Source organism: Escherichia sp. WS1152, assembly GCF_046487665.1.
In the GTDB taxonomy this organism is placed as follows: domain Bacteria; phylum Pseudomonadota; class Gammaproteobacteria; order Enterobacterales; family Enterobacteriaceae; genus Escherichia; species Escherichia coli.
In genome coordinates, this window is the sequence record NZ_JBJQJA010000001.1 from 761,104 (window position 1) to 778,051 (window position 16,948).

Consider the following 16,948-nt stretch of genomic DNA (forward strand, 5'->3'; position numbering starts at 1 on the left):
GCTTATGCCGCCAGCACGCGGTTGCGTCCATCATTTTTCGCCCGATACAAAGCATCATCAACGCGTTTAAACAGTTCATCGATGCTTTCATTTCCTTCGTGATGCGCCACACCAATGCTGACGGTAAAGCGTGGTAAGCCCGAAATACTCACTTTTGCCACGCTTACGCGGATAGTTTCAGCCAGCGAAAGCGCGGTATCCAGTGGGGTTCTTGGTAGCAATAAGACAAACTCTTCGCCTCCCCAACGAAACACCAAATCGCCTTTGCGAGCGCAACTTTCGAGGGTGCGGGCGAGGGCGCATAACACCTCATCACCTTTAGAATGCCCATAGAGATCGTTAATGTGTTTAAAACGATCGGTGTCGATGAGCAACAAGCTGTAATCCTGAGCGATGGCGAGATGCTGCATTTGGCCTGGTTCCGTAATGTGATAAAACTGTCGCCGATTCAGTAATCCGGTCATCGCGTCATGGTGAGCAGCATGTTCCAGCTGCTCCTCCAGCCGTTTTTGCTCAGTAATATCATGCACAATACATAACATGAGCTTGTCGCCATAAATTTCAATCGGTCCGGCATAGGTCTGCACATGACGAGTAGATCCATCCGCCAGTTTATGAACAAAATTCAAAGGTTTATGACCGCCGGGTAAATGCGAAATTTCATGCATGATAGGCATGACGCGACGCCCGAGCATATTTATTTCCCAGGTATGTTTCTGGCACATCGTTTCATGGTTATAACCATAGAAATTGAGCGCGGCGAGGTTAGCATCGACGATTTGGCCATCTCGTGACGGGTCAATCAACAACATTGGTGCAGAGTTAGTCAGAAAAAAGCGCGCATAAAAACCTTGTTTTTTGCGCTGATAATTTGCTGAGCGACTGGCTTTTAAACCCAGCGTTGCCGGCGCTTCGATACCTTCGAAAATAATCACCGGTTCTGTTTCTGTCAGCTCTCGCAAAACAAGCCGACAGCTTAATGCTGTTTCCTCTTCTTTACGCTGAACAGTGAGGATTTCGATAATATCGTGTTGGTTTTGCAGATCGGAGAGGTATTTCGGCAGTTCTTTTTGTGAGGAGACGGAATAGGGACCGGTTCGTAGCTGACTAAACGTGAGGTCTTGCATCAACAGTCGCGCCGCGCTATTGGCATAAATTAACTGTTCCTCAAAGGGCGAAACGATCCAGACAGGACTGGTGAGTAAGTCCAGGGTATTGAAGTTGTGCGTAATCATTGAGATCCCATTATTTTTATCAATTTTTGTTGCTATCCGATCGCAAAAAAGCCACGTCATATGATCAGATAATTCTGATAATGATAGACGCTATTTAACACTTCACACGGTTTGTATACGGAAAAGCATTTTGCTTTTTGTATTCAATTTAGACAGAATTTTATTAATCATTTCAGGGTAATGGGGTGATGAGATGTTGCGTAACAGGGCCAGAAGGCTAGACTACAAAATAATGCGTTGATGATGGAGGCACTGTGGAAGCGATTAAGGGATCGGACGTTAATGTCCCGGATGCAGTATTTGCCTGGATGCTGGATGGTAGAGGCGGCGTTAAACCGCTGGAAAATACAGATGTGATTGATGAAGCGCATCCCTGCTGGCTCCACCTTAATTATGTACACCATGATAGCGCCCAATGGCTGGCGACAACACCGCTGCTTCCCAATAACGTACGTGATGCGCTGGCAGGTGAGAGCACACGGCCCCGAGTCAGCCGTCTCGGTGAAGGCACGCTGATTACATTGCGCTGTATAAACGGCAGCACCGATGAACGCCCCGATCAACTGGTCGCCATGCGTGTATATATGGACGGGCGGTTAATTGTTTCGACCCGACAACGCAAAGTGTTGGCGCTGGACGATGTGGTGAGCGATCTGGAAGAGGGCACGGGTCCGACCGATTGCGGAGGGTGGCTGGTGGATGTGTGCGATGCGTTGACCGATCATTCCAGCGAATTTATCGAGCAGCTGCACGATAAAATTATCGACCTTGAAGATAATCTCCTTGATCAGCAAATTCCGCCGCGTGGATTCCTGGCTCTGCTGCGCAAACAATTAATTGTGATGCGTCGCTATATGGCACCGCAACGTGATGTTTATGCTCGTCTTGCCAGTGAACGTTTGCCGTGGATGAGCGATGACCAACGCCGTCGGATGCAGGATATTGCCGATCGCCTTGGGCGCGGCCTTGACGAAATCGACGCCTGTATAGCACGGACTGGTGTGATGGCGGATGAAATCGCTCAGGTGATGCAGGAAAATTTAGCTCGTCGTACCTATACAATGTCATTGATGGCAATGGTCTTTTTACCCAGTACCTTTCTGACAGGGTTATTTGGCGTCAACCTTGGTGGGATCCCTGGCGGCGGGTGGCAATTCGGATTTTCAATTTTTTGTATTCTGTTAGTTGTTCTTATTGGTGGTGTTGCTTTATGGTTGCATCGTAGTAAATGGTTGTAACAAAAGCAATTTTTCCGGCTGTCTGTATACAAAAACGCCGCAAAGTTTGAGCGAAGTCAATAAACTCTCTACCCATTCAGGGCAATATCTCTCTTGCAGGTGAATGCAACGTCAAGCGATGGGCGTTGCGCTCCATATTGTCTTACTTCCTTTTTTGAATTACTGCATAGCACAATTGATTCGTACGACGCCGACTTTGATGAGTCGGCTTTTTTTTGCCTGTTATTTATCAGCGTCTACCCTTTAAGAGTCCACCCAATGACCGGAGGGAAATATGACGATACTTATTTATTTGCAAATTCCTGTCCCTGAACCGATTCCTGGCGATCCTGTTCCAGTGCCCGATCCGATCCCTCGCCCGCAACCCATGCCTGACCCACCACCCGATGAAGAACCGATTAAATTGTCGCATCGTGAGCGTAGATCTGCGAGGATACGCGCCTGATGACTTTGCGTCGATGACCACGAGAATAGATTGTGACCGCTTTTTCTACCCTGAATGTTTTGCCTCCCGCCCAACTCACGAACCTTAATGAGTTGGGTTATTTAACCATGACGCCGGTGCAGGCCGCCGCGCTTCCGGCGATCCTTGCCGGAAAAGATGTTCGCGTGCAGGCGAAAACTGGCAGCGGCAAAACGGCGGCTTTTGGCCTCGGCTTGTTACAGCAAATTGATGCGTCGCTATTTCAAACCCAGGCTTTAGTGCTGTGTCCTACGCGTGAACTGGCGGATCAGGTGGCAGGTGAATTGCGTCGGCTGGCGCGTTTTCTGCCAAATACCAAAATTTTGACGTTGTGCGGTGGTCAACCGTTCGGTATGCAGCGTGATTCGTTGCAACATGCGCCGCATATTATCGTGGCAACGCCGGGCCGTTTGCTGGATCACCTGCAAAAAGGCACGGTATCACTGGATGCGCTGAATACTTTGGTGATGGATGAGGCCGACCGCATGCTGGATATGGGATTTAGCGATGCCATTGATGATGTCATCCGTTTTGCGCCTGCATCTCGACAGACGCTTCTGTTTTCGGCAACCTGGCCGGAAGCCATCGCCGCAATCAGCGGACGAGTGCAACGCGATCCTTTGGCGATTGAAATTGACTCAACAGATGCTTTGCCACCCATTGAACAACAATTTTATGAGACATCCAGTAAAGGCAAAATTCCTCTGTTGCAACGGTTATTAAGCTTGCATCAGCCATCCTCTTGCGTGGTGTTTTGCAATACCAAAAAAGATTGCCAGGCTGTCTGCGACGCGCTGAATGAAGTAGGGCAAAGTGCATTGTCATTACACGGCGATTTGGAGCAACGCGATCGCGATCAGACCCTGGTACGTTTTGCTAACGGTAGCGCCCGTGTACTGGTCGCGACTGATGTTGCTGCGCGTGGTCTGGATATTAAATCGCTTGAGCTGGTGGTGAACTTTGAGCTGGCGTGGGACCCTGAAGTTCATGTACATCGCATCGGTCGTACAGCTCGTGCAGGAAATAGCGGTCTGGCGATCAGTTTCTGTGCTCCGGAAGAAGCACAGCGGGCCAATATCATTTCTGACATGTTGCAGATAAAACTTAACTGGCAAACGCCGCCAGCTAATAGTTCCATTGTGACGCTGGAAGCAGAAATGGCAACGTTGTGTATCGATGGCGGGAAAAAAGCCAAAATGCGCCCGGGTGATGTATTAGGTGCACTGACAGGAGATATCGGGCTTGATGGCGCAGATATAGGCAAAATCGCCGTGCATCCGGCGCATGTCTATGTCGCGGTCCGTCAGGCTGTTGCTCATAAAGCATGGAAACAGTTACAGGGCGGGAAGATTAAAGGAAAAACGTGCCGGGTGCGGTTATTAAAATAATGAAATGTTGAATTGCCGGGTGCAAGAGTAAACATCTTATTCGGGATTGCCGGATGCGACGCTGGCCGCGTCTTATCCGGCCTCCATAAGAGTAGCCCGATACGCTTGCGCATCGGGCGCTATCCTGGTTATTTCACTTCAACCACATTCAGCCGTAACTCATCCAACTGATTTTCATCTTCTTCTGGCTGCCAGCCCGCCGGTTGTAGTGGGATCTCTTCGCGATCAAACGCCAGATCACCCCCGTTAACCACTTCAGAACCGTGGGTGATGCCTTTGAAATCGAACAGGTTGGTATCGCACAGATGTGACGGCACCACATTCTGCATCGCGCTGAACATCGTCTCGATACGCCCTGGATAACGTTTATCCCAGTCACGCAACATGTCAGCAATCACCTGACGTTGCAGGTTAGGCTGTGAACCGCACAGGTTGCACGGAATAATCGGGAACGCTTTTGCATCGGCAAATCGCTGAATATCTTTCTCGCGGCAGTAGGCCAGCGGACGAATAACAATATGTTTGCCATCATCGCTCATCAGTTTCGGAGGCATACCTTTCATCTTGCCGCCGTAGAACATATTTAAGAACAACGTTTGCAGGATATCGTCACGATGGTGGCCCAACGCGATCTTCGTCGCCCCCAGTTCCGTTGCGGTGCGATAAAGGATACCGCGACGTAGCCGAGAACACAGTGAGCAAGTGGTTTTGCCCTCTGGAATCTTCTCTTTCACGATACCGTAAGTGTTCTCTTCAACAATCTTGTACTCAACGCCCAGCTTTTCAAGATACTCGGGCAGAACGTGTTCCGGGAAGCCCGGTTGCTTTTGATCGAGGTTAACAGCCACCAGCGAAAAATTGATTGGCGCGCTTTGCTGCAAATTGCGCAGAATCTCCAGCATGGTATAGCTGTCTTTACCCCCGGAGAGGCAAACCATGATGCGATCGCCTTCTTCAATCATATTGAAGTCAGCAATGGCTTCGCCCACGTTACGACGCAGGCGTTTTTGTAATTTGTTCAGGTTGTATTGTTCTTTCTTGCTAATTTCTTGATTTTGCGACATTTAAAAGCGACTCAATTCGTTATATGGCATCAGAAGAGTATGCGTCATGCCGGAACGCCCAGCATAAGAAATCTGATATAAAAACTGTGGCGTGTATGGTACGGATTAGAGGGGAAAATGTCAGCACATTTGCGAAATGAATCAAAAAGCCCGCAGCAATGTGCGGGCGTTAGTGTCAGCGCACAACCAGCACGGAGCACTCTGCGTGACGCACTACAGCTGCGGCGTTGGAACCGAGCAGATAAGTGGTGATATCCGGTCGATGGGAAGCAATGATGATCATATGAGCGGGGATCTTCTTCGCCAATTCCAGAATGCGGTCTTTGGGCGAGCCTTCCTCAACATGGACATGCACTCTGTCGGTTGGCAGTTTAAATTTTTTAATGATCTCTTCCAGTTGCGATTTGGCTTCCGCTTTCAGGTCATCCATTGCCGGTAATTCTGCGGAATACGCTAAACCCAGAGAGGCATAGTAGGGCAGTGAAGGTATTACCGTCAGGAAATGAACCTCTGCATCATCAATCTTTGCCTCTGCCTCAACGTGGCTAATCACGCGTTGAGTTAATTCTGAATCGGAAATATCGATAGGGACAAGAATCGTTCTGTTCATAAAACCTCCTGTTTTAGTATCCGCATAAAGTGTAACGCCAGATGACACTTTTTGTGTAATGACGGAGTTCACATTTTTAATTTAGATCAAAGGAGGAAGAATAAGCAGAAAAAGCCCGCCATAACAGCGGGCAGGAGGATTTAGAACTGATAAACCAGACCTAAAGCGACAATATCATCGGTAGAGATGCCGTTGGCAGCGTAGAAACTGTCATCTTCATCCAACAGGTTGATTTTATAGTCAACATAGGTGGACATGTTTTTATTGAAATAGTAAGTCGCGCCAACATCGGCGTATTTAACCAGATCTTTATCATCAACACCTGCCGGGTTGTCTGCACCACCGGCAGCGTGCAGGTCACGGCCTTTAGACATCAGGAAAGAGACTGCCGGACGCAGACCAAAATCAAACTGGTACTGTGCAGTGACTTCAAAGTTCTGGGTTTTGTTTGCAACAGCATAATCGCTGTCGCCAAACGGGGTCATATTACGCGTTTCTGAATACATGGTTGCCAGGTAAATATTGTTAGCATCGTATTTTAGCCCAGCAGTCCACGCGTCTGCTTTATCACCACCCGCCGCAGTATGGTTAACCTGGTCATTGGTGCGGTCAGAAGATGTGTATGCCGCACCAGCGCTAAAGCCCATGCCTAAATCATATGTTGTGGAAAGACCCCAGCCGTCACCGTTTTCATGGCGAACATCACGTCCGTTGTTGGTGCCTTCCTGACCATTACTGGCTCCTTCGTTGTTACCTTGATACTGCACCGCGAAGTTCAGACCATTTACCAGACCGAAGAAATCAGTATTACGATAAGTCGCGACGCCATTGGCTCGACCAGTCATAAAGTTGTCTGCATTGGTATAAGAGTCACCGCCAAATTCAGGCAGCATATCGGTCCAGCCTTCGATGTCGTACATTACGCCATAATTACGTCCGTAATCGAAAGAACCGTAATCTGCAAATTTCAGTCCGGCAAATGCCAGACGGGTCCATGACTGGTTTTTTGAAGATTCAGTGTTGTTTGCCTGAATATTGTATTCCCATTGACCGTAGCCAGTAAGTTGATCGTTAATTTGGGTTTCGCCTTTAAAACCCAGACGCGCATAGCTCTGGTCGCCATCTTTCGCTGAATTATCAGAAAAATAATGCAGGCCATCAACTTTGCCATACAGATCTAATTTGTTGCCGTCTTTATTATAAACTTCGGCTGCATGTGCAGCACCTGCGGCGAGCAGGGCAGGAATTAAAAGTGCCAGTACTTTGCTTTTCATTGAATAAATCCTTTAGTTATTTTATTTGCCTTTTATCCCCATTTCGGGGAGTGAAAACATCCTAAAGGAGAAGTTCAGTTAGCTGATAAATATCATTTGTTACGCCTTAAGTAAAACCTTAATCAAATAATTCCTCTGAAATGATAATAAGTCTGGTGAATGTATCGAAGATAATACATACAAAATAAAAATTATACTTTTAATTTTCTATACGTTATTCTGCGCGGGTTATATGCCTTTATTGTCACAGATTTTATTTTCTGTTGGGCCATTGCATTGCCACTGATTTTCCAACATATAAAAAGACAAGCCCGAACAGTCGTCCGGGCTTTTTTTTAGAATTGGATAATCCTTATCCAGAGCATTTAATCGGTGTTGCTTTTTTCCGCTTTTCCGGCCATTTGTGCCAGGAAGTCATAGCGTTTTTGCAAATCAGCTGCAGCATCTTTCCATAACTGTTCTGCCACTTCTGGCTGCTGCGAATTCAGACGACGGAAACGTTGCTCGTGAAGTAACGTTTCTTCCAGTGCTTCTGACGGCGGGCGTGAATCCAGCGCCAGCGGCAGTTTGCCTTCATCGGCACGACGCGGATCGAAGCGATATAGCGGCCAGAAGCCGGTAGCTGTGAGTTGGCGCATCTGGTCATGGCTGAGTGCCAGATCGTAACCATGCTCTTCACACGGGCTATAAGCAATGATCAGCGATGGTCCCGGATACGCTTCCGCTTCCTGAATCGCTTTCACCGTCTGGTTCAGTTGCGCGCCGAGAGAAATCTGCGCCACATAAACATGACCGTACATCATCATACTGACGCCAAGATCTTTACGCGCTTTACGTTTGCCGTGCTCGCCAAATTTAGTTACTGCACCCAGCGGTGTCGCTTTCGACGCCTGACCACCGGTGTTGGAATAGCATTGCGTATCCAGCACCAGAATGTTGACGTTTTCCGTCAAACTCAATACATGATCCAGACCGCCAAAGCCGATATCGTAAGCCCAGCCGTCGCCACCAATCAGCCAGATTGATTTTTCCACCAGTGCATCTGCGTCACGCAGCAGTTCATGTGCTTCGGCAACATCATTGAGTTGCTGGCGTAAAGCTGCAACCTGTTCACGACGAACCTCTGGCGTGGCGTCTGATTTCAACGCCGTCAGTAATTCCGCCGGGATTTTATCGGCAAATTGATCCAGCAGACGCAGCACGCGGACACGGTGTTGATCGACCGTCAGGCGGAAACCAAGGCCAAATTCGGCATTATCTTCAAATAGAGAGTTCGCCCATGCCGGCCCACGACCGTTGGCATCGGTGGTATACGGTGTAGAGGGCAGGTTACCGCCATAAATTGAAGAACAGCCGGTGGCGTTAGCGATCAACATCCGGTCGCCATAGAGCTGAGTCAGCAATTTAATATACGGCGTCTCGCCACAACCGGAGCAAGCACCGGAATATTCAAACAGTGGTGTAATCAGCTGCGATGTACGAATATCAATACGTTCCAGTTTGCTACGGTCGATTTCTGGCAGGTTGAGGAAGAAATCGTAATTGATTTTCTCTTCTTCGACATGTTCCAGGCGCGACATCATATTGATGGCTTTAATCTCTGGATTCTGACGGTCTTTCGCCGGGCAAACTTCGACGCACAGGTTACAACCGGTGCAATCTTCTGGAGCCACCTGCAAGACATATTTCTGCCCGCGCATATCACGCGATTTCACATCCAGCGAATGCAGGCTGGCAGGGGCGTTTTCCATCGCTTCAGGCGGTACCACTTTTGCGCGAATAGCTGAGTGTGGGCAAGCGGCGACGCAGTGGTTACATTGGGTACAGAGTTCCTCTTTCCAGATGGGGATCTCTTCGGCGATATTGCGTTTTTCCCAGCGAGTGGTGCCCATCGGCCAGGTGCCGTCTGGCGGCAGCGCCGAAACGGGGAGGGCATCACCAAGCCCGGCGAGCATCGCCGCGGTTACGGTTTTCACGAAATCAGGGGCGGCATCGGAAACCACTGGCGGTCGATTGGCGCTGTGCGGATTTACCGGTTGCAACGGAACTTCTTCTACGGATTCACGCGCCAGCGCCAGAGCCTGCCAGTTGCGTTCCACCAGATCCTGGCCTTTGCTACTGTAACTTTTGGCAATCGCACCCTGCAATTCTGCGAGGGCGCTATCGCCAGGCAGAATTTGCGTCAGATGGAAAAAAGCCATCTGCATGACGGTATTAATACGGGCCGCCAGGCCACATTCGCGGGCGATTTTCGCTGCGTTAATTACATAGAAGCGCGCTTTTTTCTGGTTTAACACGGCCTGAACTTCTTGCGGCAAGCGCGACCACACTTCATCTGCGCTGTACGGCGTATTAAGCAGGAAAATGCCGCCAGGTTTTAAACGCTCAGCCATCTGATATTTATCGATAAACTGCAACTGGTGGCAGCCAACAAAATCAGCCTGGGAAATGAGATAAGCGGAACGAATCGGCTGTTCGCTCACGCGAAGGTGAGAAACCGTCAGGCCGCCCGCCTTTTTGGAGTCGTAAACAAAATAACCCTGTGCGTACCACGGCGTGGAATTACCGATAATCTTGATATTGTTTTTGGTCGCGGAAACGCTGCCATCACTACCAAGGCCATAAAACAAGGCTTCCAGTTTCGCCGAGTTTGGCAGGGTGTTTTCCGGCAACGGCAGTGACAGATTGGTCACATCATCGTAAATACCAACCGTAAAGCGCGCTTTCGGTTTAGCCGCGTTGAGCTCGGCAAATACCGCCAGTACACAGTCCGGGCCAAATTCTTTGGATGAAAGACCATAGCGCCCACCAATGACACGGGGCAGAGTTTCGCGCTCGCCATTATTAAAGGCTTCTGCCAGTGCGGTCATTACATCCAGATAGAGCGGTTCTGCCTGGGCACCGGGTTCTTTGGTTCTGTCCAGTACCGCCACGCTGCGTACGGATCCCGGCAGAGCTTGCAGCAAGTGTTTGGCGGAGAAGGGACGGTACAGGCGAACTTTCAGCACGCCAACTTTTTCGCCACGGGTTAGCAATTCATCAACCACTTCTTCACAGGTGCCAATGGCAGAGCCCATCAGGATAATCACCCGTTCCGCTTGCGGATGCCCGTAATATTCAAACGGCTGATACTGACGACCTGTCGCGGCAGAGAAATCATTCATCGCCTGTTCAACATGGTCATAGACCGCGTTGTACCATGGGTTGGTGGCTTCGCGAGACTGGAAATAAGTGTCAGGATTGGCTGACGTACCGCGGATCACCGGATGTTCCGGGTTGAGCGCCCGGGCGCGATGAGCATCAATTTCGGCCTGCGGCATGAGATCAAGAATAGTGTCATCGGCCAGCGGGACAATTTTGTTGATTTCGTGGGACGTACGGAAACCATCAAAGAAATGAATAAATGGCACGCGGCTTTTCAGCGTCGCGATGTGCGAAATGAGAGCAAAGTCTTGCGCTTCCTGGACGTTTGCCGCACACAACATCGCGCAACCCGTCTGGCGCACCGCCATGACGTCGGAATGATCGCCAAAAATAGAAAGTGCATGTGTGGCAACGGTACGTGCCGCTACATGCAGGACAAACGGTGTGAGTTCGCCTGCCAGTTTGTACAGCGTCGGGATCATCAGCAGCAAACCCTGCGATGACGTAAACGATGTTGAAAGGGCACCCGTCTGCAAAGCGCCATGCACGGTAGCGATAGCACCCGCCTCCGACTGCATTTCAACCACGCGTGGTGTGTCTCCCCAAACGTTCTTCAAGCCGTTTCCGGCCCAGGCATCAGCCTGTTCTGCCATCGTGGAACTGGGGGTAATAGGGTAGATGGCGATAACTTCACTGGTGCGAAACGCCACCGAAGCAACCGCGCCATTACCGTCAATAGTAATCATATGACACCCTTACATTGCGCAAATGAGGGGCGCACGAAATTGCTGCGCGCCCAGTAGTAATCCTTCAATTTTAGCAAATGGCTTTCTTCTGCATTTTCGCTTTTGTGTCCCCCACATCAGAGTAATGAATGTTTTGATCAAACAGAGGGCAAAAAAATAGCCAAAAAAAAGTAAAAATGCGGGGCAACGCGCAGGACAGCTCTCGACGCCGCCCTCTGTGCTGCCTATTATTTATGGCGGTGTCGTTTGGCTTGAAGATTAGAGGAAGAAGAGATGCGAGCAGCGTTTTGGGTAGGGGGTGCCGCTTTATTGTTGTCGGCGTGTAGTAGTGAGCCTGTTCAGCAGGCGACTGCGGCGCACGTAGCGCCAGGTTTAAAAGCGTCGATGTCCAGTAGTGGAGAAGCAAATTGTGCAATGATCGGCGGTTCGCTTTCTGTTGCCCGTCAACTGGATGGTACGGCGATTGGGATGTGTGCATTACCCAACGGCAAACGCTGTAGTGAACAGTCACTTGCCGCCGGGAGCTGTGGCAGCTATTAATTCATTAAATCCGCCAGCTTATAAGTTAATGTCTGTTTCGCGGTCGCCAGCGTTAACTGGTTCGCGGTCAGATCCACTTGTGCACCTTCTTTCAGCATTTCGCTAATGGTGTTATCGAGTTCATTAAGCTGCGGGTTAGCGCACATCATACGGGTCATTGCCAGCCCTTTGGCTGTCAGTTCACCATTAGACAGTTTGCCTTCACCGCTAAAGCGGTTACACATGCTGCCGGAAATCATCATTTTTTCACCAAAGCTGATTTCTGGCGGATTTTTATCGCTGGTCACGGGCTTACCGTTTACGCTTTCCAGCACAAAGCGATGATGCTGTAGCTGTTCTGGCGTTACAGCAATTTTGTCATTACTTACACATCCCGCCATCAGCAGGCTTAGCGCAACAAACGCGGCTACTTTCTTCATTGTGGTTCTCAATTACAGTTTCTGACTCAGGACTATTTTAAGAATAGAGGATGAAAGGTCATTGGGGATTATCTGAATCAGCTCCCCTGGATTGTAGGGGAGCGGCAAGATTAAACCAGTTCGTTCGGGCAGGTTTCGCCTTTTTCCAGATTGCTTAAGTTTTGCAGCGTAGTCTGAGAAATACTGGTCAGAGCTTCTGCTGTCAGGAATGCCTGGTGCCCGGTAAACAGCACGTTGTGGCATGCAGACAGGCGACGGAATACGTCATCCTGGATCACGTCGTTGGATTTATCTTCAAAGAACAGATCGCGTTCGTTCTCATAGACGTCCATACCCAACGAACCAATTTTCTGATTTTTCAGCGCTTCAATTGCCGCCTGAGAATCAATCAATGCACCGCGACTGGTATTGACGATCATCACGCCATTTTTCATCTGATCAAAGGCGGCTTCGTTCAACAGATGGTAGTTTTCCGGTGTCAGCGGGCAGTGCAGAGAGATAACGTCTGATTCAGAGAACAGGGTTGGCAGATCGACATACTCCACACCGAGTTCCAGCGCCGCTGCACTTGGATACGGATCGAACGCCAGCAGACGCATACCAAAACCTTTCAGAATGCGCAGCATCGCCACACCGATTTTACCGGTACCGATAACGCCTGCCGTTTTGCCATACATAGTAAAGCCGGTCAGACCTTCCAGAGAGAAGTTAGCGTCACGGGTACGCTGATACGCGCGGTGAATACGGCGGTTCAGCGTCATCATCATACCGATGGCGTGTTCAGCAACGGCTTCTGGATCATAGGCTGGAACACGAACTACTTTCAGCCCCAGTTCTTTTGCCGCGTCAAGGTCGACGTTATTGAAACCGGCACAGCGCAGGGCGATATATTTAACGCCGTGCTTTTTCAGCTCTTCCAGCACCGGGCGGCTTCCGTCATCGTTTACGAAAATACATACCGCTTCGCATCCATTGGCGGTTTTAGCGGTTTTTTCCGTCAGCAGAAAGTCAAAAAATTCCAGCTCAAAGCCAAAGGACTCGTTCACCTGTTGCAGGTACTTCTTGTCGTACTGTTTTGTGCTATAAACGGCGAGTTTCATAAGACTTTCTCCAGTGATGTTGAATCACATTTAAGCTACTAAAAATATTTTACAAAATTTCAAATATAATTGAAAGCTATGGCGATATTGAAAAATTCATCAACAACTATGCTTAGTGTAGGCGCAACCTTCAACTGAACGGTTAAACATGCCACAATACCCGTATTGAATGCTTAATTTTTCGCTAAATCAGGATATTAACTACCCATGCTGGGTAAATATAAAGCCGTTCTCGCGCTGTTATTACTGATTATTCTTGTGCCGTTGACGCTGCTGATGACGCTCGGGCTGTGGGTTCCCACGCTGGCGGGCATCTGGCTACCGCTCGGGACACGTATTGCATTAGATGAAAGCCCACGCATTACGCGTAAAGGTTTAATCATTCCCGATCTCCGTTATCTGGTGGGAGATTGTCAGCTTGCGCATATCACCAACGCCAGCCTTTCACATCCCAGCCGCTGGTTATTGAACGTCGGCACGGTAGAACTTGATTCTGCTTGTCTGGCGAAATTGCCGCAGACGGAGCAATCGCCAGCTGCTCCAAAAACCCTCGCGCAATGGCAGTCCATGCTGCCTAACACCTGGATCAATATCGATAAACTGATTTTTTCTCCCTGGCAGGAATGGCAGGGAAAACTCTCTCTCGCATTAACCTCCGATATCCAGCAACTGCGTTATCAGGGCGAAAAAGTTAAATTTCAAGGCCAGCTGAAAGGGCAACAACTTACAGTCAGCGAACTGGATGTCGTCGCGTTTGAAAATCAGCCGCCGGTTAAACTGGTGGGGGAATTTACTATGCCGCTCGTGCCGGATGGACTTCCTGTAAGTGGTCATGCTACTGCGACGTTAAACTTGCCGCAGGAACCGTCACTGGTAGATGCCGAGCTGGACTGGCAGGAGAATAGCGGGCAATTGATTGTGCTGGCACGGGATAACGGCGATCCGTTGCTCGATTTGCCGTGGCAAATTACGCGTCAACAATTGACCGTAAGCGATGGTCGCTGGAGCTGGCCGTATGCAGGTTTTCCTTTGAGTGGCCGACTGGGTGTCAAAGTCGACAACTGGCAGGCAGGGCTTGAGAACGCTCTGGTCAGCGGACGACTGAGTGTGCTGACCCAGGGGCAAGCGGGTAAGGGCAACGCGGTGCTAAATTTTGGCCCAGGAAAATTAAGCATGGATAACAGCCAGCTGCCTATGCAACTGACCGGTGAAGCGAAACAGGCGGACCTCATTTTATATGCCCGTTTACCTGCGCAGGTAAGTGGAAGTCTGTCTGACCCAACGCTGACCTTTGAGCCAGGCGCGTTACTTCGTTCAAAGGGAAGAGTCATCGATTCGCTGGACATCGATGAAATCCGCTGGCCTTTAGCGGGTGTAAAAGTCACCCAACGTGGTGTTGACGGACGTTTGCAGGCCATTTTGCAGGCGCATGAAAATGAACTGGGCGATTTCGTGCTGCATATGGATGGGCTGGCGAATGATTTTCTCCCTGACGCTGGCCGCTGGCAGTGGCGCTACTGGGGAAAAGGCAGTTTTACACCGATGAATGCCACCTGGGATGTCGCAGGAAAAGGTGAGTGGCATGACAGCACGATTACGCTGACCGACCTCTCCACCGGTTTCGACCAGTTACAATACGGTACGATGACGGTAGAAAAGCCGCGACTAATTCTCGACAAGCCCGTCGTCTGGGTACGTGACGCACAGCATCTCTCCTTCAGCGGCGCGCTGTCACTGGACGCCGGGCAAACGCTGTTCACTGGCGGCAGTGTGTTACCGCCATCAACCTTAAAGTTTAGCGTCGATGGGCGCGATCCGACGTATTTCCTCTTTAAAGGCGATTTACATGCTGGTGAGATTGGCCCGGTTCGGGTAAATGGTCGCTGGGACGGTATTCGTCTGCGCGGTAACGCCTGGTGGCCTAAACAATCACTGACTGTATTCCAGCCGCTGGTGCCACCCGACTGGAAGATGAACTTACGCGATGGTGAACTGTATGCTCAGGTTGCATTTTCTGCTGCGCCTGAACAAGGATTCCGCGCGGGAGGGCACGGCGTGTTGAAAGGCGGTAGTGCCTGGATGCCAGATAATCAGGTTAACGGTGTCGATTTTGTCCTGCCTTTCCGTTTTGCCGATGGAGCCTGGCATCTTGGGACTCGCGGCCCCGTTACGTTGCGAATTGCCGAAGTGATTAATCTGGTGACAGCGAAAAATATTACGGCTGATTTGCAAGGGCGTTATCCGTGGACTGAAGAAGAACCATTGCTGTTGACTGATGTTAGCGTCGATGTGTTAGGCGGTAACGTGCTGATGAAACAATTACGTATGCCGCAACATGACCCGGCGCTGTTGCGGCTGAATAATCTCTCATCCAGCGAACTGGTTAGCGCCGTCAATCCGAAACAATTTGCCATGTCCGGGGCATTCAGTGGGGCCTTGCCACTATGGCTGAACAATGAAAAATGGATAGTGAAAGATGGTTGGCTGGCAAATAGCGGGCCAATGACCTTGCGGCTGGATAAAGACACTGCAGATGCGGTGGCCAAAGACAATATGACCGCTGGAACTGCCATCAACTGGTTGCGTTATATGGAAATCAGTCGCTCATCAACAAGGATTAATTTAGATAATCTCGGTGTGTTAACCATGCAGGCCAACATTTCGGGCACCAGTCGCGTCGATGGTAAAAGCGGTACGGTAAACCTTAATTATCACCATGAAGAGAATATTTTTACGTTATGGCGCAGTTTACGCTTTGGCGATAATCTCCAGTTATGGCTGGAGCAGAATGCCCAGCTACCGGAAACTGGCTGCCCATCAGGAAAAGAGTGTGAGGAAAAACAATGAAAATAGTGATAGCCGCGTTTGCGTCCTCTTTTATGTTGGTTGGTTGCACGCCTCGCATTGAAGTAGCTGCGCCGAAAGAGCCAATCACCATTAATATGAACGTTAAAATTGAGCATGAAATCATCATTAAAGCGGATAAGGACGTTGAAGACCTGCTCAAAACCCGTAGCGATCTATTTTGAGGTGATGATGAAAAGAACATTACTCATAGCTGTATGGGCCATTGGCCTGATGAGCGACAGTGCAATGGCTTTAACCCTGAACGAAGCCAGAAGTCAGGGGCGGGTAGGTGAAACGCTTAACGGTTACCTGGTGGCGCTACAAACGGATGCCGAAACACAGGCATTAGTAAAAGATATTAATGAAGCTCGTAACCATAGTTACCAACAACTGGCAAAGCAAAATAATGTATCCACTAAAGAGATAGCCAAACTGGCTGGACAAAAGCTTGTTGCTCGCGCGAAGTCGGGGCAATATGTTCAGGGAGTTAATGGTAAATGGTTGCGCAAATAAATTATAGTTGGCTACAAAATGTATCTATTAATGATCTTTTACAGTATTTAAACTGACGTTAGCATGCTTAATTACCGTGGGTATTTCTACAAAAACCTTATATATCCTTCCCTTAAATAACAAATCATTACCAATATATATGTAATCACAAAATATATATGCAGCGTCAATGAATTATTAGTGTGTTTTTGTTTTTTGTCGTTAATTTTTAGATTGAAGTGAGTTTTTTGTGGAATATAATTCCATCAACTGTTTTTTTGTATGCTTTTACTTGCCTGATTTTAATATTGATTTTGTGAATTATATAAGCATTTCTTTATTGCTTATTTCACTATGAATATTTACTACGATTTATCTTCAAATTCTG

At 49.1% G+C, this 16,948-nt stretch carries 15 protein-coding genes; 8 read left to right on the forward strand and 7 right to left on the reverse strand.

Features of this window, described 5'->3' with window-relative positions; translation table 11 throughout:
• Window positions 1-2: 2 nt before the first annotated feature.
• Window positions 3-1,235 carry a diguanylate cyclase DgcM gene (dgcM, locus tag ACJHW7_RS03720; RefSeq protein WP_000628065.1) on the reverse strand — a complete coding sequence of 411 codons (1,233 nt, stop codon included), beginning with the start codon at window positions 1,233-1,235 and terminating at the stop codon, window positions 3-5.
• A 193-nt stretch (window positions 1,236-1,428) separates the two neighbouring features.
• Between dgcM and ydaN the strand changes: the two genes are divergently transcribed.
• The 4 genes from ydaN (at window position 1,429) to dbpA (ending at window position 4,324) form a co-directional block, all read left to right on the forward strand.
• Window positions 1,429-1,476, forward strand: coding sequence for a protein YnaN (ydaN, locus tag ACJHW7_RS03725; protein WP_211180494.1), 48 nt, complete (start codon window positions 1,429-1,431; stop codon window positions 1,474-1,476).
• Window positions 1,477-1,489: 13 nt separating this feature from the next.
• Window positions 1,490-2,473 (forward strand): zinc transporter ZntB, encoded by a 984-nt coding sequence (gene zntB / locus ACJHW7_RS03730; protein WP_000387388.1) that lies wholly within the window; start codon window positions 1,490-1,492, stop codon window positions 2,471-2,473.
• Between the two features lie 274 nt (window positions 2,474-2,747).
• Window positions 2,748-2,918 (forward strand): protein YnaL, encoded by a 171-nt coding sequence (gene ynaL, locus ACJHW7_RS03735; RefSeq protein ID WP_021556762.1) that lies wholly within the window; start codon window positions 2,748-2,750, stop codon window positions 2,916-2,918.
• A 32-nt stretch (window positions 2,919-2,950) separates the two neighbouring features.
• Complete coding sequence (gene dbpA, locus ACJHW7_RS03740) at window positions 2,951-4,324, forward strand: ATP-dependent RNA helicase DbpA (protein ID WP_000123746.1); 1,374 nt, start codon at window positions 2,951-2,953, stop codon at window positions 4,322-4,324.
• Between the two features lie 128 nt (window positions 4,325-4,452).
• Here dbpA and ttcA read toward each other — a convergent pair whose 3' ends face one another.
• The 4 genes from ttcA to nifJ form a co-directional block, all read right to left on the reverse strand.
• On the reverse strand, window positions 4,453-5,388 hold the full coding sequence (gene ttcA / locus ACJHW7_RS03745; RefSeq protein WP_000081418.1) for a tRNA 2-thiocytidine(32) synthetase TtcA: 936 nt from the start codon (window positions 5,386-5,388) through the stop codon (window positions 4,453-4,455).
• A gap of 175 nt (window positions 5,389-5,563) precedes the next feature.
• Window positions 5,564-5,998: a universal stress protein UspF gene (uspF, locus tag ACJHW7_RS03750; RefSeq protein ID WP_001295593.1), complete on the reverse strand. Its 435-nt coding sequence runs from the start codon at window positions 5,996-5,998 to the stop codon at window positions 5,564-5,566.
• 140 nt (window positions 5,999-6,138) lie between these two features.
• Window positions 6,139-7,272: a porin OmpN gene (ompN, locus tag ACJHW7_RS03755; RefSeq protein WP_000837924.1), complete on the reverse strand. Its 1,134-nt coding sequence runs from the start codon at window positions 7,270-7,272 to the stop codon at window positions 6,139-6,141.
• A gap of 365 nt (window positions 7,273-7,637) precedes the next feature.
• Window positions 7,638-11,162, reverse strand: coding sequence for a pyruvate:ferredoxin (flavodoxin) oxidoreductase (nifJ, locus tag ACJHW7_RS03760; RefSeq protein WP_000628195.1), 3,525 nt, complete (start codon window positions 11,160-11,162; stop codon window positions 7,638-7,640).
• A gap of 273 nt (window positions 11,163-11,435) precedes the next feature.
• On the opposite strand from nifJ, the gene ACJHW7_RS03765 reads away from it, so the two are divergent.
• The gene (locus tag ACJHW7_RS03765; protein ID WP_001200683.1) at window positions 11,436-11,702 is read left to right on the forward strand and encodes a DUF333 domain-containing protein; all 267 of its coding nucleotides are present in this window, start codon (window positions 11,436-11,438) and stop codon (window positions 11,700-11,702) included.
• Here ACJHW7_RS03765 and hslJ read toward each other — a convergent pair.
• On the reverse strand, window positions 11,699-12,121 hold the full coding sequence (hslJ, locus tag ACJHW7_RS03770) for a heat shock protein HslJ (protein ID WP_001298828.1): 423 nt from the start codon (window positions 12,119-12,121) through the stop codon (window positions 11,699-11,701). The two genes, ACJHW7_RS03765 and hslJ, sit on opposite strands and share 4 nt — an antisense overlap.
• Window positions 12,122-12,231: 110 nt before the next feature.
• A complete protein-coding gene (ldhA, locus tag ACJHW7_RS03775; RefSeq protein WP_000762229.1) occupies window positions 12,232-13,221 on the reverse strand; it encodes a D-lactate dehydrogenase in 990 nt (329 codons plus the stop codon).
• A gap of 207 nt (window positions 13,222-13,428) precedes the next feature.
• Here ldhA and ACJHW7_RS03780 point away from each other — a divergent pair, with 207 nt between their 5' ends.
• Genes ACJHW7_RS03780 through ACJHW7_RS03790 form a run of 3 tightly spaced genes read left to right on the forward strand, consistent with a single transcriptional unit; the run spans window position 13,429 to window position 16,581 of the window.
• A complete protein-coding gene (locus ACJHW7_RS03780) occupies window positions 13,429-16,068 on the forward strand; it encodes a YdbH family protein (RefSeq protein ID WP_040234700.1) in 2,640 nt (879 codons plus the stop codon).
• Window positions 16,065-16,250, forward strand: a complete 186-nt coding sequence (locus ACJHW7_RS03785) for a YnbE family lipoprotein (RefSeq protein WP_000706310.1) — start codon at window positions 16,065-16,067, stop codon at window positions 16,248-16,250. The genes ACJHW7_RS03780 and ACJHW7_RS03785 overlap by 4 nt, the downstream gene beginning before the upstream one ends.
• 7 nt (window positions 16,251-16,257) lie before the next feature.
• A complete protein-coding gene (locus ACJHW7_RS03790; RefSeq protein WP_000831640.1) occupies window positions 16,258-16,581 on the forward strand; it encodes a YdbL family protein in 324 nt (107 codons plus the stop codon).
• Window positions 16,582-16,948 lie beyond the last annotated feature (367 nt).

Coding starts and splice junctions, on each gene's coding strand:
- dgcM (WP_000628065.1), bottom strand. CDS start 1,235: ATGATTACGCACAACTTCAATACCCTGGACTTACTCACCAGTCCTGTC.
- ynaL (WP_021556762.1), top strand. CDS start 2,748: ATGACGATACTTATTTATTTGCAAATTCCTGTCCCTGAACCGATTCCT.
- ttcA (WP_000081418.1), bottom strand. CDS start 5,388: ATGTCGCAAAATCAAGAAATTAGCAAGAAAGAACAATACAACCTGAAC.
- uspF (WP_001295593.1), bottom strand. CDS start 5,998: ATGAACAGAACGATTCTTGTCCCTATCGATATTTCCGATTCAGAATTA.
- ompN (WP_000837924.1), bottom strand. CDS start 7,272: ATGAAAAGCAAAGTACTGGCACTTTTAATTCCTGCCCTGCTCGCCGCA.
- nifJ (WP_000628195.1), bottom strand. CDS start 11,162: ATGATTACTATTGACGGTAATGGCGCGGTTGCTTCGGTGGCGTTTCGC.
- ACJHW7_RS03765 (WP_001200683.1), top strand. CDS start 11,436: ATGCGAGCAGCGTTTTGGGTAGGGGGTGCCGCTTTATTGTTGTCGGCG.
- hslJ (WP_001298828.1), bottom strand. CDS start 12,121: ATGAAGAAAGTAGCCGCGTTTGTTGCGCTAAGCCTGCTGATGGCGGGA.
- ldhA (WP_000762229.1), bottom strand. CDS start 13,221: ATGAAACTCGCCGTTTATAGCACAAAACAGTACGACAAGAAGTACCTG.
- ACJHW7_RS03780 (WP_040234700.1), top strand. CDS start 13,429: ATGCTGGGTAAATATAAAGCCGTTCTCGCGCTGTTATTACTGATTATT.
- ACJHW7_RS03785 (WP_000706310.1), top strand. CDS start 16,065: ATGAAAATAGTGATAGCCGCGTTTGCGTCCTCTTTTATGTTGGTTGGT.
- ACJHW7_RS03790 (WP_000831640.1), top strand. CDS start 16,258: ATGAAAAGAACATTACTCATAGCTGTATGGGCCATTGGCCTGATGAGC.